Origin of the sequence: Klebsiella sp. ZJOU C1 (assembly GCF_035620215.1) — a bacterium.
Taxonomy (GTDB): domain Bacteria; phylum Pseudomonadota; class Gammaproteobacteria; order Enterobacterales; family Enterobacteriaceae; genus Klebsiella; species Klebsiella variicola.
Genome location: NZ_CP141644.1, coordinates 1558838 through 1584540 on the forward strand (window position 1 = coordinate 1558838; position 25703 = coordinate 1584540).

The following is a 25703-nucleotide window of genomic DNA, read 5'->3' on the forward strand; positions in this document are numbered from 1 at the left end:
AGAAATCGCGTTATTTCTGGTCTTGTCGCCTGAATCACCAGCAGTTAAGTGATCTTTATCGAAATTTTAGTTGCGCTGAATTCTGAAATCAGTAATATATGCCGCCGTTGCCAAGGGATATCAAACAAGCCCAAAGCGATGCCAGAGTGGGTCGTTAGCTCAGTTGGTAGAGCAGTTGACTTTTAATCAATTGGTCGCAGGTTCGAATCCTGCACGACCCACCACTTAGCAGTATCCAGCGCAGTATCGGGTGATTAGCTCAGCTGGGAGAGCACCTCCCTTACAAGGAGGGGGTCGGCGGTTCGATCCCGTCATCACCCACCACCGGGTCGTTAGCTCAGTTGGTAGAGCAGTTGACTTTTAATCAATTGGTCGCAGGTTCGAATCCTGCACGACCCACCATCTTTAACATCGAACGTCGGTGTTAAACGTGAAGGATAACGTTGCTTCAGCAACGGCGCCCCAGGGCGAGCGAAGCGAGTCATCCTGCACGACCCACCACATTTTAATGATGGGGCCGGTGGACGCAGTATCGGTAGTATCCAGCGCAGTTTCGGGTGATTAGCTCAGCTGGGAGAGCACCTCCCTTACAAGGAGGGGGTCGGCGGTTCGATCCCGTCATCACCCACCACTCGGGTCGTTAGCTCAGTTGGTAGAGCAGTTGACTTTTAATCAATTGGTCGCAGGTTCGAATCCTGCACGACCCACCAATTTCAGCATTTAACTCAAATGTTGAACGTGAAGGATAACGTTGCGTCAGCAATGGCCCGAAGGGCGAGGCGAAGCCGAGTCATCCTGCACGACCCACCAATTTCAATATTGGTGCCGAGTGAAATTATTCAGGTAGTACCAGAGCGGGTCGTTAGCTCAGTTGGTAGAGCAGTTGACTTTTAATCAATTGGTCGCAGGTTCGAATCCTGCACGACCCACCATCCTGAATGATTACAGTAGCAAAATCCCGCAAGGGGTCGTTAGCTCAGTTGGTAGAGCAGTTGACTTTTAATCAATTGGTCGCAGGTTCGAATCCTGCACGACCCACCAATGTAAAAAGGCGCCCTAAAGGCGCCTTTTTGCTATGCGCAGAACTCAATGATTCGACAAAATTGTCGGGAACAATTTTGAACAACGCGGCAGCGTTGGCCCGCAGGGCGAGTCTCAGGATGAGACGAGTTTCTCTGCCGCAGGTTCGGGTCGAACGCAGTGAGACAACGGAGCCGCTTGCGGCGACGGCCCAAAGGGCGAGGCGAAGCCGAGTCATCCTGCACGACCCACCAATGTAAAAAGGCGCCCTAAAGGCGCCTTTTTGCTATCCGCCATACTCCAAAATTCGACTTCAGCATGACTCCACGGTCACGCTGCGCTTACCGTGGCTACACAGGGTACGAACCGGTCGCTCGGGCAGATGCGCACCATCGTCCGCGGCATACGGGCTGATGTACAAAATTCATCACGACTTTTTGCTCGTAATCCGCTATCTTGTTTAGCATATAAAACACCATGACCGTGTTAAGGCGCAGACAGGCCATAGTGACGGTCTTAGAGTTAAGCCAGTAAAACGAGATTGCATGATGAGCGTAATGTTTGATCCTGAAACGGCGATTTATCCTTTCCCAGCGAAACCACAACCGCTGACCGTCGACGAAAAGCAGTTTTATCGCGAAAAAATCAAGCGCCTGTTGCGCGAGCGCGACGCCGTGATGGTGGCGCATTACTACACCGATCCTGAAATTCAACAACTGGCGGAAGAAACCGGCGGCTGTATCGCCGACTCGCTGGAGATGGCGCGTTTTGGCGCCCGTCATTCGGCCTCCACGCTGCTGGTCGCCGGGGTGCGTTTTATGGGGGAAACCGCCAAAATCCTCAGCCCGGAAAAGACCATTCTGATGCCGACCCTGAACGCGGAGTGTTCGCTGGATCTGGGCTGTCCGATTGAGGAATTCAACGCCTTCTGCGATGCCCATCCCGATCGCACCGTGGTGGTTTATGCCAATACGTCCGCCGCGGTGAAGGCCCGCGCTGACTGGGTGGTTACCTCCAGTATCGCCGTGGAACTCATTGATCATCTGGACAGCCTGGGCCAAAAGATCCTCTGGGCACCGGACCGCCACCTTGGCCGCTATGTCCAGCGTCAGACCGGCGCAGACGTGCTGTGCTGGCAGGGGGCATGCATCGTGCACGATGAGTTTAAAACCCAGGCACTGATGCGTATGAAGGCCCTCTATCCTGAAGCTGCTGTACTGGTCCATCCTGAATCGCCGCAGGCGATCGTCGAGATGGCGGATGCCGTGGGATCCACCAGCCAGCTGATTGCGGCGGCGAAAAGCTTGCCCCAGCGCCAGCTGATCGTGGCCACCGATCGCGGTATCTTCTATAAAATGCAGCAGGCGGTACCGGAGAAAATGCTGCTGGAAGCGCCCACTGCCGGCGAAGGGGCGACCTGCCGCAGCTGCGCGCACTGCCCGTGGATGGCGATGAACGGCCTGAAAGCCATTGCCGAGGGACTCGAACAGGGCGGCGCTGAACACGAAATCCACGTCGACGAAGCGCTGCGCACCGGGGCATTGATTCCGCTTAACCGGATGCTGGATTTTGCGGCTACACTACGGGGATAACGTATTGTCGCGTCGCAAGACGCTGAGGGGATGAAATGGATTTTTTTAGCACGCAGAATATCTTAGTACATATACCCATCGGCGCCGGGGGGTATGATCTCTCCTGGATAGAGGCCGTGGGGACCATCGCCGGGCTGCTGTGCATCTGGCTGGCGAGCCTGGAGAAGATCAGTAACTATGCTTTCGGGCTGGTCAACGTCACGCTGTTCGCCATCATCTTCTTTCAGATCCAGCTGTATGCCAGCCTGCTGCTGCAGCTGTTCTTCTTTGCCGCTAACGTTTACGGCTGGTATGCCTGGTCGCGACAAAGCAGCAACCATGAGGCTGAGCTGCAGATCCGCTGGCTGCCGCGCAGCAAAGCGCTGGGCTGGCTGGCGGCCTGCGTGGTGGCGATCGGCTTGCTGACCCTGTTTATCAACCCGTTTTTTGCTTTCCTGACGCGGATCGCGGTCAGCCTGATGCAAGCGCTGGGTCTGCAGGTCTCCATGCCGGTGCTGCAGCCGGATGCCTTCCCGTTCTGGGACTCCTGCATGACGGTGCTGTCGGTGGTGGCGATGATCTTAATGACCCGCAAGTATGTTGAAAACTGGCTGCTGTGGGTGATTGTCAACGTGATAAGCGTGGTGATTTTTGCCCGCCAGGGCGTCTATGCCATGTCGCTGGAATACCTCTTGCTGACGTTCATTGCGCTGAACGGCAGCCGGATGTGGATAAACAGCGCGCGTGAGCGAGGTTCTCACGCGTTTTCTGGCTAATGGTGGTGGTGATGATCGTGCCCGGCGTGCATCGTGTTGAGATGGCACTCCGGGCCGCTGCAGGGCTGGTACTCCATCTGCACCGTGGCATGCTCAATTTCATATTTATGTTCCAGGAAATGCAGGATGCGGTTGAGTAACGCATCATGATCGTGCGGCGGGACCACCTGAACATGGAGCGTCATCACCGGTTTTTCCCCCACCAGCCAGACGTGGACGTGGTGAACATCGCGTACCTCCGGGATAGAGCGGCGAATATCCCGCTGCAGGGCCGCCACATCCAGCGAACGCGGCGCGCCTTCCAGCAGTTCATTCAGACTCTCCTTCAGTAATCGCCAGGCGCTACGTAATACCAGGCAGGAAACCAGCACGGAAAGGATTGGGTCGACAGGCGTCCAGCCGGTGGTGAGGATCACCACGGCCGCCACGATTGCGCCGACCGAGCCCAGCAGGTCGCCCAGCACGTGTAGCGCCGCAGCGCGCACGTTGAGATTCTGCTCTTCACTCCCCCGATGCAGGATCCAGAAGGCCAGCACGTTGGCCAGCAGGCCGGCGACCGCAATCACCATCATCGTCACGCCGGCCACCGGCTGCGGATGCTGGAAGCGCTGAATCGCCTCCCAGACAATCAAAATGGTAATCACCACCAGGGCAATGGCATTGAGAAACGCCGCCAGGGTGGTCAAACGCAACCAGCCAAAGGTATGGCGGGTATTCGGTGGGCGACTGGCGAAGCGAACCGCCAGCAGCGCAAACAGCAGGGCGGCAGAGTCGGTGAGCATATGGCCGGCATCTGCCAGCAGGGCCAGTGAGCCGGAGATTGCGCCGCCGACGGCTTCAACCAGCATAAAACCGGCGGTGACGATAAACGCCCATCGCAGCCGGCGAGCGTTACTGCTGTCCGGAGCCTGGGCAGGGGAGTGCGAATGCGGGTGGGCCATCGTGTCGTCCCTTGATAGTTATCATTATTACGCTATGACATCATAAACAGAGAGCGATAACAAACGAAGAAAAGGCGAGCCTGGCTCGCCTTTTCTTCGTTTGTTCCCAGCGTATCACTTACTGGGTGGTACCGTCGGTTTTGCTGTTGTCGTGGTTCATGCTGCCGCCATTGTCCAGTTTCTTACCGGTGTCCGGACAGCGGCCGTCTTTACACATCGAGTTTTTATGCACTTCATCGCTCGACATATTATCCTGGCTCATCGTCGAGCCGTCAGGATGGAGCATGGTGCCGCCAGAGCCGGAATTGATCTGGTTATTGTCCACATTGTTTGGTGCCACGTTCTCACGGGCATCCGGCGCCACCTGACCGGCATCCGCGGAAGAGTTGGCCTGGCCATTATTGGACTGGGCGCCGGTGTCTGCCGCCAGGGCCGCGCCGCTGGCAAGACCTAAGGTGGCGGTGAGTAAAAGGGTCGTCAGTTTTTTCATATTCATCGGATACTCCTGTTAAACCGGGAAGGGGAAATGCGCTTCCCGCGGTGAGTGTGCCAGGGATCTGACTCGCTATGGTTAAAGACTCCGCAGACGATCGCAGTGTCACTATATAATCCTGAAACGTAAGACTTAATTAGCTTTAACAGTTAATTATTGTAGTGCATGAGCCTGGTTTCGCTACTTTATGGCGTATTTTTGCCTATTTCCAGGATTATTCCATCACTACTGTAAAATCACGTTTACACTTTTTCGGCGAAGAGATAGATTGGAGGGATTGCATTTCATTGAATAAGTATGGCAACGCTGGAAAGAAGATGAATTATCAGAACGACGATTTACGCATTAAAGAGATCAACGAATTATTACCTCCCGTTGCGCTCCTGGAAAAATTCCCTGCTACCGAAAATGCTGCAAATACCGTTGCGCATGCTCGCAAAGCGATCCATCAGATCCTCAAGGGCGACGATGATCGTCTGCTGGTAGTGATTGGGCCCTGTTCGATTCACGATCCGGCAGCGGCGAAAGAGTACGCTTCCCGTCTGCTGCCCCTGCGCGAGGCATTGAAGGGTGAGCTCGAGATCGTCATGCGGGTCTATTTTGAAAAACCGCGCACCACCGTCGGCTGGAAAGGGCTTATCAACGATCCCCATATGGATAACAGCTTCCGCATCAACGACGGGTTGCGCATCGCGCGCAAACTGCTGCTGGACATTAACGACAGCGGCCTGCCGGCGGCGGGGGAATTCCTCGATATGATCACCCCGCAGTATGTCGCCGATCTGATGAGCTGGGGCGCCATTGGGGCGCGTACCACCGAATCCCAGGTTCACCGTGAACTTGCCTCCGGACTCTCCTGCCCGGTGGGCTTTAAGAATGGTACCGATGGCACCATCAAGGTGGCTATCGACGCGATTAACGCCGCTGGCGCACCGCACTGTTTCCTGTCGGTCACTAAGTGGGGCCACTCCGCTATCGTGAATACCAGCGGTAACGGCGACTGCCATATTATTCTGCGCGGCGGCAAAGAGCCGAACTACAGCGCGAAGCACGTGGCGGATGTGAAGATCGGCCTGGCGAAAGCGGGCCTGCCGGCTCAGGTGATGATCGACTTCAGCCATGCCAACTCCAGCAAGCAGTTCAAGAAGCAGATGGAAGTGGGCGCGGACGTATGCCAGCAGATTGCCGGCGGTGAGCGGGCGATCATGGGCGTGATGATTGAAAGCCATCTGGTGGAAGGCAACCAGAGCCTCGAGAGCGGTGAACCGCTGACCTACGGCAAGAGCGTCACCGACGCCTGCATCGGCTGGGAGGATACCGAAACGATCCTGCGTCAGCTGGCGGAAGCGGTGAAAACCCGCCGCGGCTAAGCGAATCTGCGCTGGCGAAGGCAATAAAAAAAGCGTGGAGATTTCCACGCTTTTTTGTTTTTACCGGGAGGAATTACTTCGCTTTACCCTGGTTGGCGACGGCAGCCGCTTTCGCCGCGATCTCTTCCGCATTGCCCAGATAGTAATGTTTGATCGGCTTGAAGTTTTCATCGAACTCATACACCAGCGGTACGCCGGTCGGGATGTTCAGTTCGAGGATCTCGTCTTCGCCCATGTTGTCGAGGTATTTCACCAGCGCGCGCAGGGAGTTACCGTGAGCGGCGATGATCACGCGCTCACCGCTTTTCAGGCGCGGCAGAATGGTTTCGTTCCAGTAAGGCACGACGCGGTCGATGGTCAGCGCCAGGCTTTCAGTGGTCGGCAGTTCGGCGTCGGTCAGTTTTGCATAGCGCGGATCGTGGCCCGGGTAGCGCTCGTCGTCTTTGGTCAGCTCCGGCGGAGTGACAGCGAAGCCGCGACGCCACTGTTTAACCTGCTCGTCACCGTATTTCTCAGCGGTTTCCGCTTTGTTCAGGCCCTGCAGCGCGCCGTAATGACGCTCGTTCAGCTTCCAGGATTTCTCAACCGGCAGCCAGGCCTGATCCAGTTCGTCCAGCACGTTCCACAGGGTGTGGATGGCACGTTTCAGCACGGAGGTATAAGCAAAATCAAAGCTGAAGCCTTCAGCCTTCAGCAGTTTACCTGCCGCTTTCGCTTCGCTAACGCCTTTCTCGGACAGATCAACGTCGTACCAACCGGTGAAGCGGTTTTCGTTGTTCCACTGGCTTTCGCCATGACGAACCAGTACCAGCTTAGTTACAGCCATTCTCTTACTCCTCTCTACACGCCATCCCTCGCGCCGCGAACGGTGCGCTGAATATGTTGGTGTATGTGTTATTGATTGATAACTATTCTCATTATATTGCCGTGATTTGGCTCACGGCAATGCTTATCCCTAACCATAGCGAAAATAGTGGCTCAGTGTAAGGTGCTTGTAAAACACAGGTTATTTTTTTGTCCTTTGGTGACGGAAAATAGAGCAGGTTGCTGAAAAAAGAGGCGGCAGAGAGGAGGGCGGGGACGAAAAACAGCGCCCCCGGCGGAGGGCGCTGGCGATTAACAGGCGATAAACTGATATTCCGTCAGGCTGACGTACTCCTGGCCCGGACGTAACACACAGTCCGGCTGCGGCCATTCCGGATGATTCGGCGAATCCGGCAGGAATTCGCTCTCCAGCGCCAGCCCCTGCCAGTCGGCGTAGGGCTCCGTCGTCTGCGACGGGGTGCCGCCGAGATAGTTGCCGGAGTAAAACTGCAGCGCCGGAGCGGAGGTATAGACCGTCATCTGCAGCTTGCCGTCCTGCGACCAGACCTGCGCCGCAGGCTGGCTGGCGTCGCCTTTGGCATCCAGCAGGAAGGCATGATCGTATCCCTTCACCTTTTGCTGATCGGCGTCGGCGAGGAAGTCGGCGGCGATGGTTTTCGGCTGGCGGAAATCAAAGCTGGTGTTAGCAACATCTTTGAGTTCACCACCCGGGATACCGTCGCTTTCCACCGGCAGATACCTCTGGGCGAGGATCTGCAACTGGTGCTGGCGCACGTCGCCCTGGTCACCGTCGAGGTTGAAATAGACGTGATTGGTCATGTTCACCGGGCAGGGTTGGTCCACGGTGGCGCGATAGGTAATCGCGATGCGGTTATCGTCGGTCAGACGATAGTGCGCGGTGGCCTGCAGAGTGCCGGGGAAGCCTTGATCGCCATCGGGCGAGGTCAGAGCGAACAGCACTTCCTGCTCGTCGGCGCGGACAATGCGCCAGCGGCGCTTATCAAACCCTTCCGGGCCGCCGTGGAGCTGGTGGCCCGCGTCGTTTGACGGCGTGACGTTGACGAGCTGGCCGTCAAGCGGGAAGCGGCTATTGCCGATACGGTTGGCGTAGCGGCCTACCGAGGCGCCAAGAAACGCGGCCTGGTGGGCATAGTCCTCCAGCTTCGCACAGCCCAGCAGCGGATGACGCAGGCTGCCATCAGCCAGCGGCACCTCGGCGCTGAGCAGCGTCGCGCCCCAATCCGCCACGGTAACGGTCATGCCCGCCTTATTGCGCAGGGTCACCTGCTGCCAGGGCTGGCCGTCCGGCGCCAGCGCGGTGGTTTGCGTTACCATTGGCCTGCCCCCTGTGACGGTTTGCAGACATAGAATGTCTCTTTAATACCGGTTTTCGCTTCATACGTTTTAGCAACGGCCTGCTGAACGGTATCGACCAGATCTTCCGGGACCAGCGCTACCACGCAGCCGCCAAAGCCGCCGCCGGTCATGCGTACGCCGCCTTTATCACCGATCGCGGCCTTAACGATCTCCACCAGAGTGTCGATCTGCGGGACGGTGATCTCGAAATCATCGCGCATCGAGGCATGGGATTCGGCCATCAGCTCACCCATCCGCTTCAGGTCGCCTTTTTCGAGGGCGCTGGCGGCTTCCACGGTGCGGGCATTCTCCGTCAGCACATGGCGTACGCGCTTCGCGACGACCGGATCCAGCTCATGGGCGACGGCGTTAAATTGCTCGAGGGTAACATCGCGCAGGGCGGGCTGCTGGAAGAAGCGCGCGCCGGTTTCGCACTGTTCACGACGGGTGTTGTACTCGCTGCCGACGAGGGTGCGCTTAAAGTTGCTGTTGATGATCACCACCGCCACGCCTTTCGGCATCGAGACGGCTTTGGTGCCCAGCGAACGGCAGTCGATCAGCAGCGCGTGGTCTTTTTTGCCCAGCGCCGAAATCAGCTGATCCATGATGCCGCAGTTGCAGCCGACGAACTGGTTTTCCGCCTCCTGGCCGTTGAGGGCGATTTGCGCGCCATCCAGCGGCAGATGATAGAGCTGCTGGAACACGGTGCCGACGGCGACTTCCAGCGAGGCTGAGGAGCTTAACCCCGCACCCTGCGGTACATTGCCGCTGATCACCAGATCCGCGCCGCCAAAGTGGTTGTTCCGCTGCTGCAGATGCTTTACCACGCCGCGGACATAGTTCGACCACTGCTGGGTGTCGTGACTGATAATCGGCGCGTCGAGAGAGAATTCATCGGTCTGATTGTCGTAATCGGCGGCAATCACCCGCACCGTACGATCGTCGCGCGGCGCGCAGCTGATCACCGTCTGGTAGTCGATGGCGCAGGGCAGCACAAAACCGTCGTTGTAATCGGTATGCTCGCCGATCAGGTTGACGCGGCCTGGCGCCTGAATGACATGGCTGGCCGGATAACCGAAGGCGTCAGCAAACAGGGTTTGGGTTTTCTCTTTCAGACTCATCATTACACTCCGGATTCACGAAAATGGACGTCGCTGACGGCGCGCAGTCGTTCGGCAGCTTGCTCGGCGGTCAGATCGCGCTGGGTTTCGGCCAGCATTTCATAGCCAACCATAAACTTGCGGACCGTCGCGGAGCGCAGCAGCGGCGGATAAAAGTGGGCATGAAGCTGCCAGTGGTGATGGTCTTCGTCGTTAAACGGCGCGCCGTGCCAGCCCATGGAGTAGGGGAATGAGCACTGGAACAGGTTGTCGTAACGGCTGGTCAGCTTTTTCAACGCCAGCGCCAGATCGCTGCGCTGGGCGTCGGTGAGATCGGTAATACGCTGCACGTGCGCTTTCGGCAACAGCAGCGTTTCGAATGGCCAGGCGGCCCAGTAGGGCACGACCGCCAGCCAGTGCTCGGTGTCCACCACCGTGCGGCTGCCGTCGGCCAGTTCGCGCTGAACATAGTCCAGCAGCATCGGCTGACCTTGTCCGGCGTAATACTCTTTCTGCAGACGGTCTTCCCGTTCCGCTTCATTGGGCAGGAAGCTATTGGCCCACACCTGACCATGCGGGTGAGGGTTGGAGCAGCCCATCGCTGCCCCTTTGTTTTCAAAGACCTGGACCCACGGGTAGCTTTTCCCGAGGTCCGCGGTCTGTTCCTGCCACGCTTTAACCACGCCTTCCAGCGCTTCAGGGCTCAGTTCCGGCAGCGTTTTGCTGTGGTCTGGCGAGAAGCAGATCACCCGACTGGTGCCGCGCGCGCTCTGACAGCGCATCAGCGGATCGTCACTCTCCGGTGCGTCCGGAGTGTCGGTCATCAGGGCCGCAAAGTCGTTGGTAAACACGTAGGTACCGGTGTAATTCGGGTTGGTGTCGCCGGTGACACGGGTATTACCTGGGCACAGGAAACAGTCCGGATCGTGGGCTGGCAAGGTCTGTTTTGCCGGCGTTTCCTGCGCCCCCTGCCAGGGGCGCTTGGCGCGATGCGGAGAAACCAGAATCCACTGCCCGGTTAACGGGTTATAACGACGATGTGGATGGTCAACGGGGTTAAATACGCTCATGAAGGTTCCTTAGTCTGGATAACCCTGCGGATGGCGGGACTGCCAGTGCCAGGTGTCCTGCGCCATTTCGTCCAGGTTGCGCGTCACGCGCCAGTTCAGCTCGCGGTCGGCCTTGGCGGCATCCGCCCAGTAGGCCGGGAGGTCGCCATCGCGGCGCGGCGCGAAATGGTAGTTAATGGGTTTGCCGCAGGCCTTGCTGAAAGCATTGACCACGTCGAGCACGCTGCTGCCGACGCCGGCGCCAAGGTTGTAGATATGGACCCCGGCTTTGTCAGCCAGTTTTTCCATGGCCGCGACGTGGCCATCGGCGAGATCCATCACGTGGATATAATCGCGCACACCGGTGCCATCCTCGGTCGGGTAGTCGTTACCAAAGACGGCCAGCGAGTCGCGACGACCAACGGCGACCTGGGCGATGTACGGCATCAGGTTGTTTGGGATCCCCTGCGGGTCTTCCCCCATGTCGCCCGACGGGTGGGCGCCGACCGGGTTGAAGTAGCGCAGCAGGGCAATGCTCCACTCCGGCTGGGCTTTCTGCAGGTCGGTCAGGATCTGCTCCACCATCAGCTTGCTTTTGCCGTAAGGGCTTTGCGGGGTGCCGGTCGGGAAGCTTTCGACATATGGGATTTTCGGCTGGTCGCCGTAGACGGTAGCTGAGGAGCTAAAGATGAAGTTCTTCACGCCCGCGGCGCGCATGGCAGAAACTAATTTCAGTGTGCCGGTGACGTTATTATCGTAATATTCCAGCGGCTTGGCGACGGACTCCCCGACGGCTTTCAGCCCGGCGAAGTGGATCACCGCCTCAATGGCGTGATCGTGGAGGATCTCCGTCATCAGCGCTTCGTTACGAATATCGCCTTCAATAAAGGTGGCTTCTTTGCCGCCGAGACGCTCAATCACCGGCAGTACGCTGCGCTTGCTGTTGCAGAGATTGTCGAGGATCACCACCTCATGTCCCTGCTGCAGCAGTTGAACGCAGGTATGACTTCCAATGTAACCGCTACCACCTGTAACCAGAACTTTCATGATTCGCTCCATTCGGCTTATCGTGTATGAGGAAGATAGCATATCAAAGAAGTGAAAAGTGTGACACAGGGCAAGTTAGTGGAATCGTTTACACTTGATGGTGAAACGACATAAATTCAAATTTTTTATTTTTAATACAGATGGTTAGGTGATTTTTCCGCTATTTTTCTGAAAAATACCAGGGATCTTTCGACCCCCGGCAGGGGGCATCAGGCCACAGGACCGAGCTGATAAGTGTAACCGTCTCCACTGGGAACGAACGCCAGGCGATGGGTAATACAGTCCGGGGCATCTTCCGCATGGTGCGAGACAAACAGCAGCTGTGTGGCCCCTTCGCCAATCAACACGTCGACAAAGCGACGCACCAGCTGGCGATTGAGGGGATCCAGCCCCTGCAGCGGTTCATCGAGGATCAGCAGGGTCGGATGCTTCACCAGCGCGCGAACGATAAGCGCCAGCCGCTGCTGGCCCCACGACAGGCTATGAAACGGCGCGTCGGCAGTGCGTTTATCAATGCCGAGAATATCCAGCCACTGTTGCACCAGCTTGTGTTGCTTGTCCGAGACCGCCTGATAAATGCCGATAGAGTCAAAATAGCCCGACAGGATGACGTTGCGGACGTTGGTGCTGACCCGGTAGTCCAGATGCAGGCTGCTGCTGACGTAGCCGATATGCTTTTTAATATCCCAGATGGTCTCACCGCTGCCGCGACGGCGGCCAAAGAGCGTCAGATCGTTGCTGTAACCCTGCGGATGATCGCCGGTGATAAGGCTCAGCAGCGTGGATTTACCGGCGCCGTTGGGGCCGACGATCTGCCAGTGTTCGCCCGGGTTCACGGTCCATGAGAGGTGATTGATGACCGGGCGATCGTTGTAGGAGACCACACCGTCATTGAGCACGATACGCGGCGCCGAGTCTGCCAGCGCATGACGGGCTGGTGGAACATCCGGCTCCGGCAGGGTGATGCCGTCCAGTTTTTCACTGTGCGCCAGCTGGGCGACCAGCGCCTGCTGCAGCAGGGAAGACTTCTCGCCGGTCTCGCTGAGGGTGCAGTCAGCCAGCACGCCGGCGAATTGTACAAACTCCGGGATCTCATCGAAGCGGTTGAGGACCAGCACCAGGGTGATGCCGGCGCGATGCAGGTCGGCCAGCAGGGCAGCCAGCTGCTGGCGGGAGTTGACGTCGAGGCCGTCGAAAGGTTCGTCGAGGATCAGCAGTTGCGGATCGGTCATCAGGGCCTGACACAGCAGGGTCTTACGCGTTTCCCCGGTCGACAGGTACTTAAACCGGCGGTCCAGCAGGGCGCTGATGCCAAACTGTTCGGCCAGGCGCGCGCAGCGGGCAGGATCTTTTACCTCATCCTGGATAATCTCTGCGGTGGTGCGGCCGGTGTCTTCTTCGCCGGGGCTGAGCAGGTCGGTGTTATTGCGCTGCCACTCGTCGCTGACCAGCTTCTGCAACTGCTCGAAGGAGAGGCGGGTTACGCGGGAGAAGTGGCTTTCGTGCTGGCCGCTGAGCAGGGTCAGGTCGCCAGCCAGAGCCCGCGCGAGGGCGGATTTGCCGCTGCCGTTGCTACCGACAAACGCCCAGCTTTGACCCGCTCTCAGGTTCAGCTGGTCTATTTTTAAGGTTTTTGTATCGCTCAGGCGAAACGTGCCTTGCGAAATTTGCAATGATGACATGATGTATCCCATTTTTTGCAGCGATGTGCATCAGGGATACGACTTCGGGCGCGTAATGTCAATGGGGTCAGCATAACGTCGCGAGAATGATGCGATCGGCATTGAAGTAAGCGATCGCCTCCGTCCCTTCCGCCAGGCCAGACGTCTGCGCCTGTGGCAGAGTGGCGCACAGGGTCTGACCGTCGGCCAGCGTCATCAGTACTTCGCACTGCCCGGACCCGCATTCGATATGGCTGATACGACCCGACAACTGGTTATCGGCCTGGCGGGCCACGGCGGGGTCGAGGGTGATGCCGACCCAGGGCGCCTTCAGCAGGACCAGCACCTCCTGGCCCTCATCGAGCCCCAGTTTCTCAGCGCTTTGTGCGGTGATGGCGACGGTCAGGCGCGTCTGCCCGTCGGCCAGCAGTACCTCGACGTGCTGCTGCACCTGCTGGCGATCGCGGCCGGTAATGGTGCCGAACCACTGGTTGCGGGCGCTGGTCTGCAGGGAAAAGCGTGAGATGGCCGCCAGCAGGCTGTCCAGCGGCAGGGCATCGTCATCGCTGAGCACATCAAACGCTTTCTGCTGGATCTGCGCCAGCAGATCGTACAGTTGGATCAGCCGCTGCCCATAGCGGGTCAGCACCGCGCCGCCGCCGCCTTTACCGCCGGTGGCACGATCCACCAGCGGTTGTTCGCTGAGCTGGTTCATCTCGTTGATAGCATCCCACGCGCTTTTATAGCTGATACCCGCGTGCTTGGCCCCCTGGCTTATCGAACCGGTCTGGTCAATCTGTTTGAGCAGGGCGATCCGCCGCGGATCGGCAAACAGGCGCTGCTGTAGCTTAAGGGTAAGAAGAATTTCGGCCTGCATAATCGTTTCCTGACAAAAAAGGGTATTGTGACCGATAGTCACCCGCTTGCAAAACCTCTGTGCGCGGTTTTGTCATTACCCACCGCACAAATGGGGCGTGTTTTTTCGGCTGAAACCGTTACAATCAGCAAATCATACTATCTGGAGTGAACCATGTTAGAGCTTTTGAAAAGTCTGGTTTTTGCGGTCATCATGGTACCGGTGGTGATGGCGGTCATCCTGGGACTGATTTACGGTCTTGGCGAAGTGTTCAACCTCTTCTCCGGCGTAGGCCACAAAGATCGCAGCCAGCAAAATCATTGATTTCCCGGCGCCCGGTTTAACCGGGCGCTGTGCTATTTCCCTCCTGTATCATTTCCCTTCGTTTTATTGTCCTGTGTCACTATAAAAATGCTCTGCATATCGTTATATTGTCGAATACATAACGCATTGACAGGAGATTCAGATGGCAGGTTCTTGGTTACGCGGGGTTATCGGGGTATCACTCACGCTGTGCGTCGCGGGTCAGGCGCTGGCGGCAGAGGGGAAAGTGACCGTTTTCGCCGCCGCATCGTTAACCAACGCGATGCAGGATATTGCCCAGGCGTATAAGAAAGAGAAAAACGTCGATGTCGTGTCGTCGTTTGCCTCGTCGTCGACGCTGGCGCGGCAAATTGAAGCGGGCGCACCAGCCGATCTGTTTATCTCCGCCGATCAGAAATGGATGGATTACGCCGCAGACAAAAAGGCCATCGACCCGGCAACCCGAGCCACCCTGCTTGGCAACAGCCTGGTGGTGGTCGCGCCGAAAGCCAGCGCGCAGGGGGCGATTACCATTGATGAGAAAACCGACTGGACCAGCCTGCTGAAAGGAGGCCGTCTGGCGGTGGGCGATCCGCAGCACGTTCCGGCAGGCATCTACGCCAAAGAGGCGCTGCAGAAACTCGGCGCCTGGGAGACGTTGTCGCCGAAACTTGCCCCGGCGGAAGACGTGCGCGGCGCGCTGGCCCTGGTGGAGCGCAACGAAGCGCCGCTGGGGATTGTCTATGGCTCCGATGCCGTGGCCAGCAAAGGGGTTAAAGTGGTCGGCACCTTCCCGGAGGCCTCGCATCAGAAAGTCGAGTACCCGCTGGCGATTGTCGATGGTCACCGCAATGCGGCCGTGAGCGCTTTCTATGACTACCTGAAAGGGCCGGAAGCGTCCGCGATTTTTAAACGTTACGGATTTACCACCCGCTGATGTTTCTGAGCGAACCCGAATGGCAGGCGGTGCTGCTGAGCCTGAAAGTCTCCTCCCTGGCGGTGGCCTTGAGCCTGCCCTTTGGCATCTTTTTTTCCTGGCTGCTGGTTCGGCGCACCTTTCCCGGCAAGGCGCTGCTCGACAGTATTCTCCATTTACCGCTGGTGCTGCCGCCGGTGGTGGTGGGGTATCTGCTGCTGGTGGCCATGGGGCGGCGTGGGTTTATTGGCAGCTGGCTGTATGACTGGTTCGGCATCAGCTTTGCCTTCAGCTGGCGCGGGGCGGTGCTGGCGGCGGCGGTGATGTCTTTTCCGCTGATGGTGCGCGCCATTCGCCTGGCGCTGGAAGGGGTGGATGTCAAACTGGAGCAAGCGGCGAGAACCCTCGGGGCCAGCCGCTGGCGAGTGTTTATGACTATTACGCTACCGCTGACTCTGCCGGGGATTATTGTCGGCACGGTGCTGGCCTTCGCCCGCTCGTTAGGGGAGTTTGGCGCGACCATCACGTTCGTCTCCAATATTCCCGGCGAAACGCGCACCCTGCCTTCGGCGATGTACACCTTGATCCAGACCCCGGGCGGGGAGGGGGCGGCGGCTCGCCTCTGCCTCATCGCCATCGGACTGGCGCTGGTTTCGCTGCTGATTTCGGAATGGCTGGCCCGCGTGAGCCGCCAGCGCATGGGAGGATAATGATGCTGGAGCTGGACTTTACCCAGACCCTCGGCAGTCACTGCCTGCAGATCCGTGAAACCCTGCCCGCCAGCGGGATCACCGCCATCTTTGGCGTCTCCGGCGCTGGCAAAACCTCGTTGATTAACGCCATTAGCGGCCTGACCCGGCCGCAGACGGGGCGCATCGTGCTCAACGGCAGGGTGCTGAACGACACCGCCCAGCGTATCTGTCTGGCGCCGGAACAGCGCCGTATCGGCTATGTGTTTCAGGACGCGCGCCTGTTTCCCCACTATAAAGTGCGCGGTAATCTGCGCTACGGGATGGCGAAATGCATGGTCAGCCAGTTCGATAAGCTGGTGGAATTGCTGGGGATCGCGCCCTTGCTGGATCGCCTGCCGGGCCGGTTATCCGGCGGCGAAAAGCAGCGAGTGGCCATCGGCCGCGCCCTGCTGACCGCACCGGAGCTACTGCTGCTGGATGAGCCGCTGGCCTCGCTGGATATTCCGCGCAAACGCGAACTGTTGCCCTACCTGCAGCGGCTGGCGCAGGAGATCCATATTCCGATGCTCTACGTCAGCCACTCGCTGGATGAGATCCAGCATCTGGCCGATCGCGTGCTGGTGCTGGAGGCCGGTAAGGTGAAGGCTTTTGGTCCGCTGGAGGAGGTCTGGAGCAGCAGCGTGATGCACCCCTGGCTGCCGGCGGAACAGCAGAGTACGATCCTCAGCGCCACCGTCGCCGCGCAGCATCCGCAGTACGCGATGACGGCTCTGACGCTGGGTGACCAGCTGCTGTGGGTCAACCGGCTCGAACGTCCCGCAGGCGACACCGCACGGATCCGCATTCAGGCGTCGGACGTTTCGCTGACACTGGCCCAGCCGTCCGGGACCAGCATCCGCAATATCTTGCGCGCCGAGGTGGCTCAGTGTCTGGAGGTCAACGGACAGATTGAAGTGCAGCTCAGAGTGAGTGGCCGTCTGCTATGGGCCAGGATTAGCCCATGGGCGCGGGACGACCTGGCGATAGCGCCAGGTCAGCAGGTGTTTGCTCAGATCAAAAGCGTGTCGATCGCCGCCTGATTACAGCAGCTGGCGGTAGATAAACTCGGCGATGCTGGTGGACTCATTGTCGCCGATGACCACCCTGGCGCGAGCTTTCACCTCGTCCACCGCATTGCCCATCGCCACCCCAGTGCCCGCCGCTTCCAGCATGCTAAGATCGTTGTAGTTATCGCCGAAGGCCACCACATCCTGCATCGACAGCCCCTGGCTGGCCACCCATTGCGCCAGGCGTTTGCCTTTGCTGTTGCCGGCGCGCGCGATATCCACCTGATCGTGCCACGACCATTCGCACTCCAGGCCCAGCGTCTCGCCGACCTCGCGGGCAAAGCGCTGCAGGCGGGGAATGTCTTCATCGGTGAGGGCAAATTTCCATACCGCGTTGACCTCGCGGACCGCCTGCGCCAGCGAATCGACCTGGCGGAAGACCGGGCGCTGATCCTCCGGCAGCGCCTGCGCCCAGTTGCGGGTGCGGATCACATGCCCGGTGGGCTGTTCATAAAGCATCGCATCATCCACATACGCCAGGCCATGGATCTGCTGTTCGGCGAGCATGGCCGTCAGGCTTACCGCTTGCGCTACCGGCATAGGATCGGCTGTCAAAACCTCTTTTGCGTGATAATCATACAAATAAGTGCCATTACAACAAATTGCAGGTGTATCGAGAGCCAGTGCCTGATAAAAAGGATGGATAGCGACGTGATGACGTCCGGTAACGACGATAACCTGGTAGCCCGCCTCTCTGGCGCGGGCCAGTGCCTCCAGCGAAGCAGGCAGGATGGTTTTTTTGCTGGTGAGCAGGGTGCCGTCTAAATCCAGGGCAATCACGCGTGTTGTCATGTGTTATTTCCGGTTGATGTTGAAAAGTGACCTGGCCATGATGGTACACCGCCGTGGCGTCAGGACCAATTTTTCCACATCTGCCGTGAATACCTGTATGCCCTTTGTGCCGCCGTCCGTCGGAAATTCAGCGGACTTTGCGAGTATCATGGGCGGATGTCTTATAATTTTCAGGGTGCTGTTATCCTGAAAATGAAAATTCCACGTGCAGTGAGGGAAGGAGTAGTCATGAAACAAACCGTTTATACCGCCAGCCCGGAAAGCCAACAAATCCACGTCTGGAGTCTTGAAGCGGACGGCAAACTGACGCTGGTGCAGGTGGTTGATGCCCCGGGACAGGTACAGCCGATGGTGGTCAGTCCCAACAAGGAGTATCTGTACGTTGGCGTTCGTCCGGAGTTTCGCGTGTTAGCGTATCGCATCACGCCGGATAACGGAGCGTTGACCTTTGCGGGAGAAGCGGCGCTGCCGGGCAGCCCGACCCACATTTCTACCGATCATCATGGCCGCTTTGTCTTCAGCGCCTCCTACAATCAGGGTTGCGTCAGCGTGACGCCGCTGCAGGACGGCCTGCCGGGCGAAACCGTCACCGTGGTGGAAGGCCTGGAAGGGTGTCACTCGGCCAATATCTCCCCGGACAACCGCACCCTGTGGGTGCCGGCGCTGAAGCAGGATCGCATCTGCCTGTTTACCCTTAGCGAGGATGGTTTCCTCTCCGCTCAGGAACCGGCGGAAGTGACCACCGTCGAGGGCGCCGGTCCGCGCCACATGGTGTTCCATCCGAACCAGCAGTATGGTTATTGCGTCAATGAACTGAACAGCTCCGTTGACGTCTGGGAGCTGAAAGACCCGAATGGCAATATCGAATGTGTACAAACCCTGGATATGATGCCGCCTGATTTCACCGGCGTGCGCTGGGCGGCGGATATTCACATCACCCCTGACGGTCGTCATCTGTACGCCTGCGATCGTACCGCCAGCATCATCACGGTGTTCAGCGTCTCGGAAGATGGCAGCGTGCTGGCAGTGGAAGGCTATCAGCCGACGGAAACTCAGCCACGCGGCTTTAACCTCGATCACAGCGGTAAGTATCTGATTGCCGCAGGGCAGAAATCGCACCATATCGCAGTGTATGAAATTGAGGGTGAGCAGGGGCTGCTGCATGAGAAAGGCCGCTATGCGGTTGGGCAGGGGCCGATGTGGGTGGTGGTCAACGCCCACTGAAGGGTCAGACGGTAAAAGAAAAACCTCGCGTCAGCGAGGTTTTTTTGATCAGAGCGGACAGGCTCTGTAGGGAAGCTGTTGCCCTGGCGGGCCTGAAGCGTGACGGCTTTAGATATCGTCCATGGTGTAGCCGACGACAATCTCCAGCGTTTTACGGATCACGTCGGCGGTCACCACATCATCGGTGCTTTCCAGCGCCTGAATCAGCCATAAAATAATGGCCTTATTGTTCAGGTGACCCTCGGACTGGAGAATACTGTTGATGGCGAGCGACATGACGGCGGACTCATCAACCAGCTTATCACCGGCGTTACGGAAATAGTCGGAGAGCGCGGTGTCCTGCAGTCCTGCGTAAATATCGGGTTGCTGATGCATAGTCTGTCTCATCACATTCTCACTCTGTTTTATTCACCATGGTTGGGACAATCAGTGGATTTTTTTAGCTTCCGGCGCCATGCTGCTCTGCGCCAGCGTTCCTCTGCTTTCCCAACGGCCATTGATTTTCTTAACCTGCAAAGGCGCGAGCTTCCGCTGGAGGGCGAGCTTCGCGCAAATTTCTTCAATAACGGCAGCGATGATTTTCCTTCGCTGGCGATCTGACTCTGTGGCCTGCATCAACCGAAGCCGAACCAGCAGGGTCGGGGTGGTAATCGGGCGATTCGTTTTCAGAAGCGCGAGCACCGCCTCGCCGATGATCTCATCGGTTATTTCCTCAGTATCACTGCTATTCATAACCGTCTCTCTGCATGCCACACTCTTCCTGAATCTGGTAACGGGCATTCAGGTCAGCAGCAGGTTTATGGAAGCGATCGCCCCTCATCTGCTACTGCGGTTGCAACAGGCGACGATCGATGACGTTATTCCTGACCGGCAAACAACAAACCAATTAAGGTTTGATAGTGGCTCTCTTCCTCAGGCGCACGGGCGCTGTCAAGGCGGCTCAACAGTTTGGTGCACAGGGCCTTGCGGTTGAGATGGCGCCCTTCGTTGAGAATATCCATCACGATCTGACCCAGCGTTTCCTGCTGGGAAGGTAACGATGCTTTGTTGAAATACTGGGCAATTGCGTTCGCTGTATCTGGAATGTAACCATTCTGCTGCATATGTGCTCCTTTCATTTCATTCATCTGTTAACTGCAAATAAACTTATACAATAATTAATAAGTTGTACATAGAAAGTTGCGTAATATTGCAGCGATCGTTGATATCATGATGATTTTTAATGTAATATTTGTTTTTGTTTGCGGAGATCCTGGCTTGTAAAGGTAGGGGGTAGCGTTGCATGTTGTACAAGAAAAGAAAAAAAAGAAAAACCTTGCACAAAGAGTGGATTTTTAGTGTATCTTTTTTGTTAAGATAAAACGTAGTTTTGCAAGACGATTAGCCTGATAACTGCTACTGTGAATGCTTATCCCTCCCATCTGGAATCACTATGCTTACCACCATCATTTATCGCAGCCATATTTGCGACAATGTCTCATTCAAATCGATCGAGGCCATGGTTGCCAGGGCAAACGAGAGAAATGGGCAGGCGGATGTCACCGGTATATTACTGTTTAACGGGACGCATTTTTTTCAACTTATTGAAGGACCGGAAGAAAAGGTAAGGGATATTTATCAAACAATTGTCCTCGATCCTCGTCATTATAATCTGGTGGAGTTGTTTTGCGATTATGCACCGTCCCGTCGATTTGGTAAGGTCGGTATGGAACTGTTTGATTTACGGGAACATGATCGTGAGGAAGTACTACAGACAGTGATGGACCGGGGCACGACAAAATATCAGCTCACCTATGACGACCGGGCGCTGCAATTTTTCCGTACTTTTGTCGAATCCACGGAAAAAGCGAACTATTTTGAGATCCCTTCGGCGGACAGTTGGGTTTTTATTCCCGATAAGGACACTTTTTATCCGGACACCCCCATTATCGATAATACGGAAAGCTGGTCTTTTGCCTTTCAGCCGATCGTCGATCCTTTCGCCTGCGAAATTATCTCGTGGGAAGCGCTGCTGCGTACACCGGACGGCCAGTCTCCTGGCGCCTATTTTGCCGGGCTGGCAGGGGATGATATTTATCTCGCCGACCTGCACAGTAAGCGCGTCGCGCTGTCTCTGGCGGGTAAATTAGGTTTACGTAATAAGGCGTTAAGCATTAATTTGCTGCCGATGACGCTGGTCAAAGCGCCGAATGCGGTGGCTTTCCTGCTCGACGAAATTAGTCGCAATGACCTGATCCCGGAGCAGATTATTGTCGAGTTCACTGAGCGGGAAGTGATTTCGCGGATGGCCGATTTTACCGATGCGGTGCGCAAACTGAAGGGCGCGGGGATTAATCTTGCCATCGATCACTTCGGCGCCGGGTTTGCCGGGCTGTCGCTGCTGGCGCAATACCAACCCGACAGAATTAAAATCGACCATGAGCTGATCCGCAATATCCACCAGGACGGGCCGCGCCAGTCGATTGTACAGGCGATTATCAAATGCTGTACTTCTCTGGAGATTGCGGTCTCAGCCGTCGGCGTTGAGCGTGCTGAAGAGTGGATGTGGCTTGAATCAGCCGGGATTTCGCAGTTTCAGGGCAATTTATTCGCGGGTGCCCGCCTGGGGGGCCTGCCCGCCGTTGCCTGGCCGGAGAAGAAATAATCCACCGCGAAATCAGCTTACTATTTTTTCATCTTTTTCCCCGCGCGCTGTGAGCCACAACCTGATATCTTTATCTGTACAAGAAAATAGAGTTGTACAGGATGCCTGAATTCGTTAGTTTAGGTAAAAAGTATCAGGTTGATGTGAGGCTGCTATGGCGTTTTACAGTATCGGTGAAGTCGCCGAACGTTGCGGAATCAATCCGGTTACATTGCGCGCCTGGCAGCGGCGTTACGGTCTACTGAAACCGCAGCGCAGCGAAGGCGGGCATCGACAGTTTGATGAAGAAGATATCCTGCGCATAGAAGAGATCAAGCGCTGGATAGAGCGCGGTGTATCCGTAGGGAAAGTCAAAGCGCTGCTGGAGGATAATCTGCCGGCGGCGCGCGACGAATCCGCGCATCTTCAGGAAGAGATGATGTCCATTCTGCGTTATATGCAGCCCGCCAGAATCCGCGCCAAATTAATGGCGCTGAGCCATCAACACCCCGTTGATACCCTCATCGATAGCCTGTTAGTGCCGGTACGACAGCGTCTCAAGCTCGATCAGAATACCTCGTTGGTGATTAGCAGCCTGCTGGACGGCTTGCTCATTGACTGCGTGGCGCTGTTTCTCGCCGAAGCGCGTAAAAAAAATGGTAAAGAGACGCTGCTGGTGGGCTGGAGCAATGAAGACCGGACGCGTCTGTGGCTGGAGGCATGGCGTCTTTCGCAGCGCGGTTGGCATGTCAATGTTCTCGCTGAACCGCTGGAGTCGCCGCGGCCCGAGCTCTTCCCCGGGCAGCATATCTTTGTCTGGACCGGACGCGCCGCCACGCCACTGCAGGAGGAACTGCTCAGCCACTGGCAGGAGCAGGGCTTCAGCATTCATTTTCACGGTACGCAATAGCCCCGTCTGGGGGACAGGCCGGGGCTATTGCACCTGACTACAGGTGAATCTGACTCCAGGATTTAAAGGTTTCACTACGACTGATATTAAAAAAATCGGTCCTACCGCTACAGCCGAGCTTTTTAATCAGATTCAGCCGGATCTGATAAATGGTTTTGATGTGCAGATTTAGCGAACGACCAATGCTGGCAACCGCTTCGCCATTGCTGATAAGCTGAATAACTTTCTTTTCCCGTTCGGTAAACTGCACCGAGGCGCCCGGCGCCGGGTGCGTTTTGTAATAGCGGGTGGGCTGATGCAGGAAGATTTTTAATTCTTCCGGCGTCGAATTTGCCGGTAAGCGCAACATAGGCAGTTCACTGAGAAAATTAAGATCGTTTCCCTCAGTTAACAGAATAAATAACGTATCCCGCCGATTATAGTTATGCTCAAGCACCGCGAAATAATTGTCGCTGGTAAAAAAAACATGTTTTTTACGAAAATAAGATGCCGGCAAGGTATTCAGGATCAGCGACATCCCGTAGAGAAGAAAACGATTATCAAACCACAGATCGTAATGCTCAGAACGATAGCAAGTATTATGGTGTGACATTTTTTGAGCCCCAGTTAGCAGATGAAAACCCAGGCGTGCCGGCACAGCAGGGCTGTCCCTGCTGTCGGCGCGGTGGGATCACTTAATGATGATGTTTTTTGCTGTACAGCATATCCAACGCCTGCAGATAGAGGTCGGAAAGTATTTCATTACTTTCCGTTTGCAGGCGGTGCTGGATTTCCGTAATCATCCGCTCATTATTGATCGTGCTGTGCTGCTTCATGAGCGTGTTTTCAATATTCTTCATCAGGGCTGAATTGAAGACAAATTCTGCTGGAATGGTATTTTTAATATGCATAGCTCGAACTCTCCCACGTATAAAGCAAACTGACCATAAAAGTCGCAGCGTACCGGTGGTACGCGAAAAGTCACTAACAGGAAATGCAAAACCAGGAACCACCGCCAGACTCGCCACGCAACCGTTTAGCGTTCCCGCTTTGTTGCGCAACAAGCAGTTAACACTCAAAAACTATAGTCGGTGATCTCAGGATGTACAACTTTTTTCATAACGATATGTACAGCGAGACGGTTTATTTTTTCGTTTTAATTTTATTTGTTGATTTTAAAGGTATTTTTGATTTTATTAACTTGTACAAAAAAGCGGTTCTGTGCAGGATGCGGATACAGGGCAATCAGACAGGGGATAATGACGCAGACCCGATCGGAATACGGGCTCTGTCGGTTTACGTCACTTGAGCAGAAAGAGCGCCGACGCAGGAAGGGGTACACAGCAACTCTGTCGTCGACAGGTGGCTAACTTCCGCGTCGGACCCTCAGCATAGCGGAAAACAGGTGAGGTTTTGTCTGTTTTTTGCACAATATAGTAAAGAGAGAAATATCAACCACTCCGCTATCGCCATGGTCGGTTTGTTGGCGGATTAGGCGTGTGCTACGCTTTTCTGGAACTCCATTTTCATTTCGGCACGGTTATCTTCCCCCATTTTCCTGTCGGGTGTCGCACCAGCATAACGACCGGTAAATACGGCAAAAGCATTCTGTTCATGGACAGGCATAGAGGACTGAGGAGGGATGATGCGTGGTAAAAGCGTGATGCTCCTGGCCGGGTTAGCCGCTTTCGCGCAGGCGAAAGAAATTAATCTCTATTCGGTAAATACTGGTTCCTATGTTTACCATCTGACCAATAACCACGGACAATATACTGAGAATTTTGAAAACCACTTTTTCTCGGTAGAGCGGAAATTCTCGGAAGATTCGAAATATAGTCTGCTGATTGGCACGATGAACAATAGTTTCGACGATCGTTGCCTGGCGCTGGGGGTGAGAAGAGACTGGTACCACAACGGCAGTGGATGGACCTTTAAAGGGGTCTACGGCTACACCGGCGAATTCTTCTTCGACGCCTTTGAGCATTGCGGCGATCATGGCTCCTACAAAGATTTTAAGGACGCCACCGGGATCGGCTTTTCCCCCTATATCTACCATGCCATTCAGTACAACTTTACCGACTATTTCGCCCTTGAGAGCGGCATCATTATTCCCAGCGTGTTTGTGATTAGCATCCAGTGGAGTTTCCGCTAAGTTGCCGCGTCGTTTGTCACAGGGTTATCACCTTCTTGAGCAGCGTGCTGGAGAGCACAGCGAGAGAAATGAGCACCGACAGGATAAACGTTAGCGCAATCACGCCCAGCTTGGTGGCTAACGAGTGAATAGGGATCAGCATCACCAGCAGGTGGAAAACGGAGTAGTGCAGAATATAGACCCCGGTCATCGCTTTGCTAACCGTCGCCAGCACCGCCTCCTTCAGTTCGCGGTTCTTTTTAAACTGCACGGCGTTAGCGGCGATCACCAGCAGGACGATCAGAATATAAATTTGCGATCCCGTCAGAATGAACGCATTGCGATCGGCTTTAAACAGCGCGAAGAAAAAATGGCGTTCATAAAACCAGGTAAATAAATAGACAAAGGGCAGGGCGATAATGGAGGCTTTAATCACCCGCGGGTCGCGTATCCACTCCGTGACTCGCGGATCGTTAAACAACTGCCCGGTTAAATAAAAAAGTAGCCATGTCCACAGACGATACTGCGGCGGCAGGCTGAAGAGATGTTTGTCCGGGTAGAGCACCGAGAGCAGGTCGTAACCATAAGCGCAGCACAGCAGCGTCAGAACCACGGTGAAAAACAGGCCCCGCCGCTGGCTGAGCCAGGCGATAAAGGGATGGAAGGTATAGATCACGATCAGGGCGAAAATAAACCAGGGCTGGATCAGGTAGCCGCGCTGATAAGGCTCCCAGACATAATAGACCGTTACCCAGAACAGAAAGACGATGACCACGCTTTTAATTTTGCCGATTTGCCAGTTGGCATCGTGACGCGTCTGTGCATCAAGATAACCAGCCACCACAAAAAACAACGGCGTCGCGATGGTCGAGATAAAGGTCAGCAGCCCGAGGATCCAGTGATAGTCATAATCATAGTGATCCCAGGTGTTATAGATAGTGAAAAAGGTCACCGCTGTCATA

Annotated in this window: 27 protein-coding genes, 7 tRNA genes, 1 other RNA gene and 1 pseudogene; 19 read left to right on the forward strand and 17 right to left on the reverse strand. The window is 56.1% G+C overall.

What is annotated here, in order from left to right:
* Window positions 1–148: 148 nt before the first annotated feature.
* The 8 genes from SPE70_RS07335 (at window position 149) to SPE70_RS07370 (ending at window position 1274) form a co-directional block, all read left to right on the forward strand.
* Window positions 149–224: transfer RNA gene (locus tag SPE70_RS07335), tRNA-Lys, on the forward strand.
* Between the two features lie 24 nt (window positions 225–248).
* Window positions 249–324, forward strand: a tRNA-Val gene (locus SPE70_RS07340).
* A 2-nt stretch (window positions 325–326) separates the two neighbouring features.
* Window positions 327–402 (forward strand) — tRNA-Lys (locus SPE70_RS07345).
* Window positions 403–555: 153 nt separating this feature from the next.
* Window positions 556–631, forward strand: a tRNA-Val gene (locus SPE70_RS07350).
* A 3-nt stretch (window positions 632–634) separates the two neighbouring features.
* Window positions 635–710: transfer RNA gene (locus SPE70_RS07355), tRNA-Lys, on the forward strand.
* A gap of 146 nt (window positions 711–856) precedes the next feature.
* A tRNA-Lys gene (locus SPE70_RS07360) sits at window positions 857–932 on the forward strand.
* Between the two features lie 33 nt (window positions 933–965).
* Window positions 966–1041: transfer RNA gene (locus SPE70_RS07365), tRNA-Lys, on the forward strand.
* A gap of 95 nt (window positions 1042–1136) precedes the next feature.
* A non-coding RNA gene (locus SPE70_RS07370) (RtT sRNA) lies at window positions 1137–1274 on the forward strand.
* Between the two features lie 76 nt (window positions 1275–1350).
* Here the strand turns inward: SPE70_RS07370 and SPE70_RS07375 are convergent.
* Window positions 1351–1499: pseudogene (locus SPE70_RS07375) on the reverse strand (hypothetical protein).
* Window positions 1500–1568: 69 nt separating this feature from the next.
* Here SPE70_RS07375 and nadA point away from each other — a divergent pair.
* Window positions 1569–2612 (forward strand): quinolinate synthase NadA, encoded by a 1044-nt coding sequence (gene nadA, locus SPE70_RS07380; RefSeq protein WP_063106234.1) that lies wholly within the window; start codon window positions 1569–1571, stop codon window positions 2610–2612.
* A 35-nt stretch (window positions 2613–2647) separates the two neighbouring features.
* A complete protein-coding gene (gene pnuC / locus SPE70_RS07385; protein ID WP_008805696.1) occupies window positions 2648–3367 on the forward strand; it encodes a nicotinamide riboside transporter PnuC in 720 nt (239 codons plus the stop codon).
* Here pnuC and zitB read toward each other — a convergent pair.
* Together zitB and SPE70_RS07395 are read right to left on the reverse strand one after the other, a co-directional pair.
* Window positions 3364–4308 carry a CDF family zinc transporter ZitB gene (gene zitB / locus SPE70_RS07390; protein ID WP_012968681.1) on the reverse strand — a complete coding sequence of 315 codons (945 nt, stop codon included), beginning with the start codon at window positions 4306–4308 and terminating at the stop codon, window positions 3364–3366. The genes pnuC and zitB overlap by 4 nt on opposite strands.
* A 118-nt stretch (window positions 4309–4426) precedes the next feature.
* Complete coding sequence (locus SPE70_RS07395) at window positions 4427–4804, reverse strand: YbgS-like family protein (protein ID WP_012542423.1); 378 nt, start codon at window positions 4802–4804, stop codon at window positions 4427–4429.
* Window positions 4805–5118: 314 nt separating this feature from the next.
* On the opposite strand from SPE70_RS07395, the gene aroG reads away from it, so the two are divergent.
* Window positions 5119–6171, forward strand: a complete 1053-nt coding sequence (gene aroG / locus SPE70_RS07400; RefSeq protein WP_012542422.1) for a 3-deoxy-7-phosphoheptulonate synthase AroG — start codon at window positions 5119–5121, stop codon at window positions 6169–6171.
* 73 nt (window positions 6172–6244) lie between these two features.
* Here aroG and gpmA read toward each other — a convergent pair whose 3' ends face one another.
* From gpmA to modE, 7 genes are all read right to left on the reverse strand, one after another.
* Window positions 6245–6997, reverse strand: a complete 753-nt coding sequence (gene gpmA / locus SPE70_RS07405; protein WP_002895089.1) for a 2,3-diphosphoglycerate-dependent phosphoglycerate mutase — start codon at window positions 6995–6997, stop codon at window positions 6245–6247.
* Window positions 6998–7287: 290 nt separating this feature from the next.
* Complete coding sequence (galM, locus tag SPE70_RS07410; protein WP_038422274.1) at window positions 7288–8331, reverse strand: galactose-1-epimerase; 1044 nt, start codon at window positions 8329–8331, stop codon at window positions 7288–7290.
* Window positions 8325–9473 (reverse strand): galactokinase, encoded by a 1149-nt coding sequence (galK, locus tag SPE70_RS07415; protein ID WP_032701039.1) that lies wholly within the window; start codon window positions 9471–9473, stop codon window positions 8325–8327. Before galK ends, galM begins: the two co-directional genes overlap by 7 nt.
* 2 nt (window positions 9474–9475) lie before the next feature.
* Window positions 9476–10522, reverse strand: coding sequence for a galactose-1-phosphate uridylyltransferase (galT, locus tag SPE70_RS07420; protein WP_023339805.1), 1047 nt, complete (start codon window positions 10520–10522; stop codon window positions 9476–9478).
* A gap of 9 nt (window positions 10523–10531) precedes the next feature.
* Complete coding sequence (gene galE / locus SPE70_RS07425; protein WP_012542419.1) at window positions 10532–11548, reverse strand: UDP-glucose 4-epimerase GalE; 1017 nt, start codon at window positions 11546–11548, stop codon at window positions 10532–10534.
* A 209-nt stretch (window positions 11549–11757) separates the two neighbouring features.
* The gene (modF, locus tag SPE70_RS07430; protein WP_012542418.1) at window positions 11758–13230 is read right to left on the reverse strand and encodes a molybdate ABC transporter ATP-binding protein ModF; all 1473 of its coding nucleotides are present in this window, start codon (window positions 13228–13230) and stop codon (window positions 11758–11760) included.
* A gap of 67 nt (window positions 13231–13297) precedes the next feature.
* Window positions 13298–14086 (reverse strand): molybdenum-dependent transcriptional regulator, encoded by a 789-nt coding sequence (gene modE / locus SPE70_RS07435; RefSeq protein ID WP_008805705.1) that lies wholly within the window; start codon window positions 14084–14086, stop codon window positions 13298–13300.
* Between the two features lie 153 nt (window positions 14087–14239).
* On the opposite strand from modE, the gene SPE70_RS07440 reads away from it, so the two are divergent.
* The 4 genes from SPE70_RS07440 to modC all read left to right on the forward strand — a co-directional run bounded on the left by SPE70_RS07440 (window position 14240) and on the right by modC (window position 17055).
* Window positions 14240–14389 (forward strand): AcrZ family multidrug efflux pump-associated protein, encoded by a 150-nt coding sequence (locus SPE70_RS07440; RefSeq protein ID WP_002895156.1) that lies wholly within the window; start codon window positions 14240–14242, stop codon window positions 14387–14389.
* 142 nt (window positions 14390–14531) lie between these two features.
* Window positions 14532–15305: a molybdate ABC transporter substrate-binding protein gene (modA, locus tag SPE70_RS07445; RefSeq protein WP_012542417.1), complete on the forward strand. Its 774-nt coding sequence runs from the start codon at window positions 14532–14534 to the stop codon at window positions 15303–15305.
* A complete protein-coding gene (gene modB / locus SPE70_RS07450) occupies window positions 15305–15994 on the forward strand; it encodes a molybdate ABC transporter permease subunit (RefSeq protein WP_008805707.1) in 690 nt (229 codons plus the stop codon). Before modA ends, modB begins: the two co-directional genes overlap by 1 nt.
* Window positions 15995–15996: 2 nt before the next feature.
* Window positions 15997–17055 carry a molybdenum ABC transporter ATP-binding protein ModC gene (modC, locus tag SPE70_RS07455; protein WP_048963722.1) on the forward strand — a complete coding sequence of 353 codons (1059 nt, stop codon included), beginning with the start codon at window positions 15997–15999 and terminating at the stop codon, window positions 17053–17055.
* Here modC and SPE70_RS07460 read toward each other — a convergent pair whose 3' ends face one another.
* Window positions 17056–17874 carry a pyridoxal phosphatase gene (locus tag SPE70_RS07460; RefSeq protein WP_032753892.1) on the reverse strand — a complete coding sequence of 273 codons (819 nt, stop codon included), beginning with the start codon at window positions 17872–17874 and terminating at the stop codon, window positions 17056–17058.
* Window positions 17875–18102: 228 nt separating this feature from the next.
* On the opposite strand from SPE70_RS07460, the gene pgl reads away from it, so the two are divergent.
* Entirely contained in the window at window positions 18103–19098 is a 996-nt protein-coding gene (pgl, locus tag SPE70_RS07465) for a 6-phosphogluconolactonase (RefSeq protein ID WP_012968676.1), read from the forward strand.
* Window positions 19099–19206: 108 nt separating this feature from the next.
* On the opposite strand, the gene SPE70_RS07470 is transcribed toward pgl, so the two are convergent.
* The 3 genes from SPE70_RS07470 to ycgZ form a co-directional block, all read right to left on the reverse strand.
* Entirely contained in the window at window positions 19207–19473 is a 267-nt protein-coding gene (locus tag SPE70_RS07470; protein ID WP_004886050.1) for a biofilm development regulator YmgB/AriR family protein, read from the reverse strand.
* Between the two features lie 51 nt (window positions 19474–19524).
* Window positions 19525–19830: a hypothetical protein gene (locus SPE70_RS07475; protein ID WP_044650074.1), complete on the reverse strand. Its 306-nt coding sequence runs from the start codon at window positions 19828–19830 to the stop codon at window positions 19525–19527.
* A gap of 125 nt (window positions 19831–19955) precedes the next feature.
* Complete coding sequence (gene ycgZ / locus SPE70_RS07480; RefSeq protein ID WP_012542413.1) at window positions 19956–20201, reverse strand: regulatory protein YcgZ; 246 nt, start codon at window positions 20199–20201, stop codon at window positions 19956–19958.
* 329 nt (window positions 20202–20530) lie between these two features.
* On the opposite strand from ycgZ, the gene SPE70_RS07485 reads away from it, so the two are divergent.
* Both SPE70_RS07485 and SPE70_RS07490 read left to right on the forward strand, forming a co-directional pair.
* Window positions 20531–21742 carry a diguanylate phosphodiesterase gene (locus SPE70_RS07485; protein WP_012542412.1) on the forward strand — a complete coding sequence of 404 codons (1212 nt, stop codon included), beginning with the start codon at window positions 20531–20533 and terminating at the stop codon, window positions 21740–21742.
* Window positions 21743–21896: 154 nt separating this feature from the next.
* Window positions 21897–22631 (forward strand): MerR family transcriptional regulator, encoded by a 735-nt coding sequence (locus SPE70_RS07490; protein ID WP_008805715.1) that lies wholly within the window; start codon window positions 21897–21899, stop codon window positions 22629–22631.
* A gap of 37 nt (window positions 22632–22668) precedes the next feature.
* Here the strand turns inward: SPE70_RS07490 and SPE70_RS07495 are convergent, their stop codons facing one another.
* Window positions 22669–23223: a helix-turn-helix transcriptional regulator gene (locus SPE70_RS07495; RefSeq protein ID WP_008805716.1), complete on the reverse strand. Its 555-nt coding sequence runs from the start codon at window positions 23221–23223 to the stop codon at window positions 22669–22671.
* Window positions 23224–23305: 82 nt separating this feature from the next.
* On the reverse strand, window positions 23306–23521 hold the full coding sequence (locus SPE70_RS07500; RefSeq protein ID WP_012968674.1) for a biofilm development regulator YmgB/AriR family protein: 216 nt from the start codon (window positions 23519–23521) through the stop codon (window positions 23306–23308).
* Between the two features lie 734 nt (window positions 23522–24255).
* Between SPE70_RS07500 and SPE70_RS07505 the strand changes: the two genes are divergently transcribed.
* Window positions 24256–24762 (forward strand): hypothetical protein, encoded by a 507-nt coding sequence (locus SPE70_RS07505; RefSeq protein ID WP_012542408.1) that lies wholly within the window; start codon window positions 24256–24258, stop codon window positions 24760–24762.
* Between the two features lie 16 nt (window positions 24763–24778).
* Here the strand turns inward: SPE70_RS07505 and SPE70_RS07510 are convergent, their stop codons facing one another.
* Window positions 24779–25702, reverse strand: a complete 924-nt coding sequence (locus SPE70_RS07510; RefSeq protein ID WP_162493330.1) for an acyltransferase — start codon at window positions 25700–25702, stop codon at window positions 24779–24781.
* Between the last annotated feature and the right edge of the window lies 1 nt (window position 25703).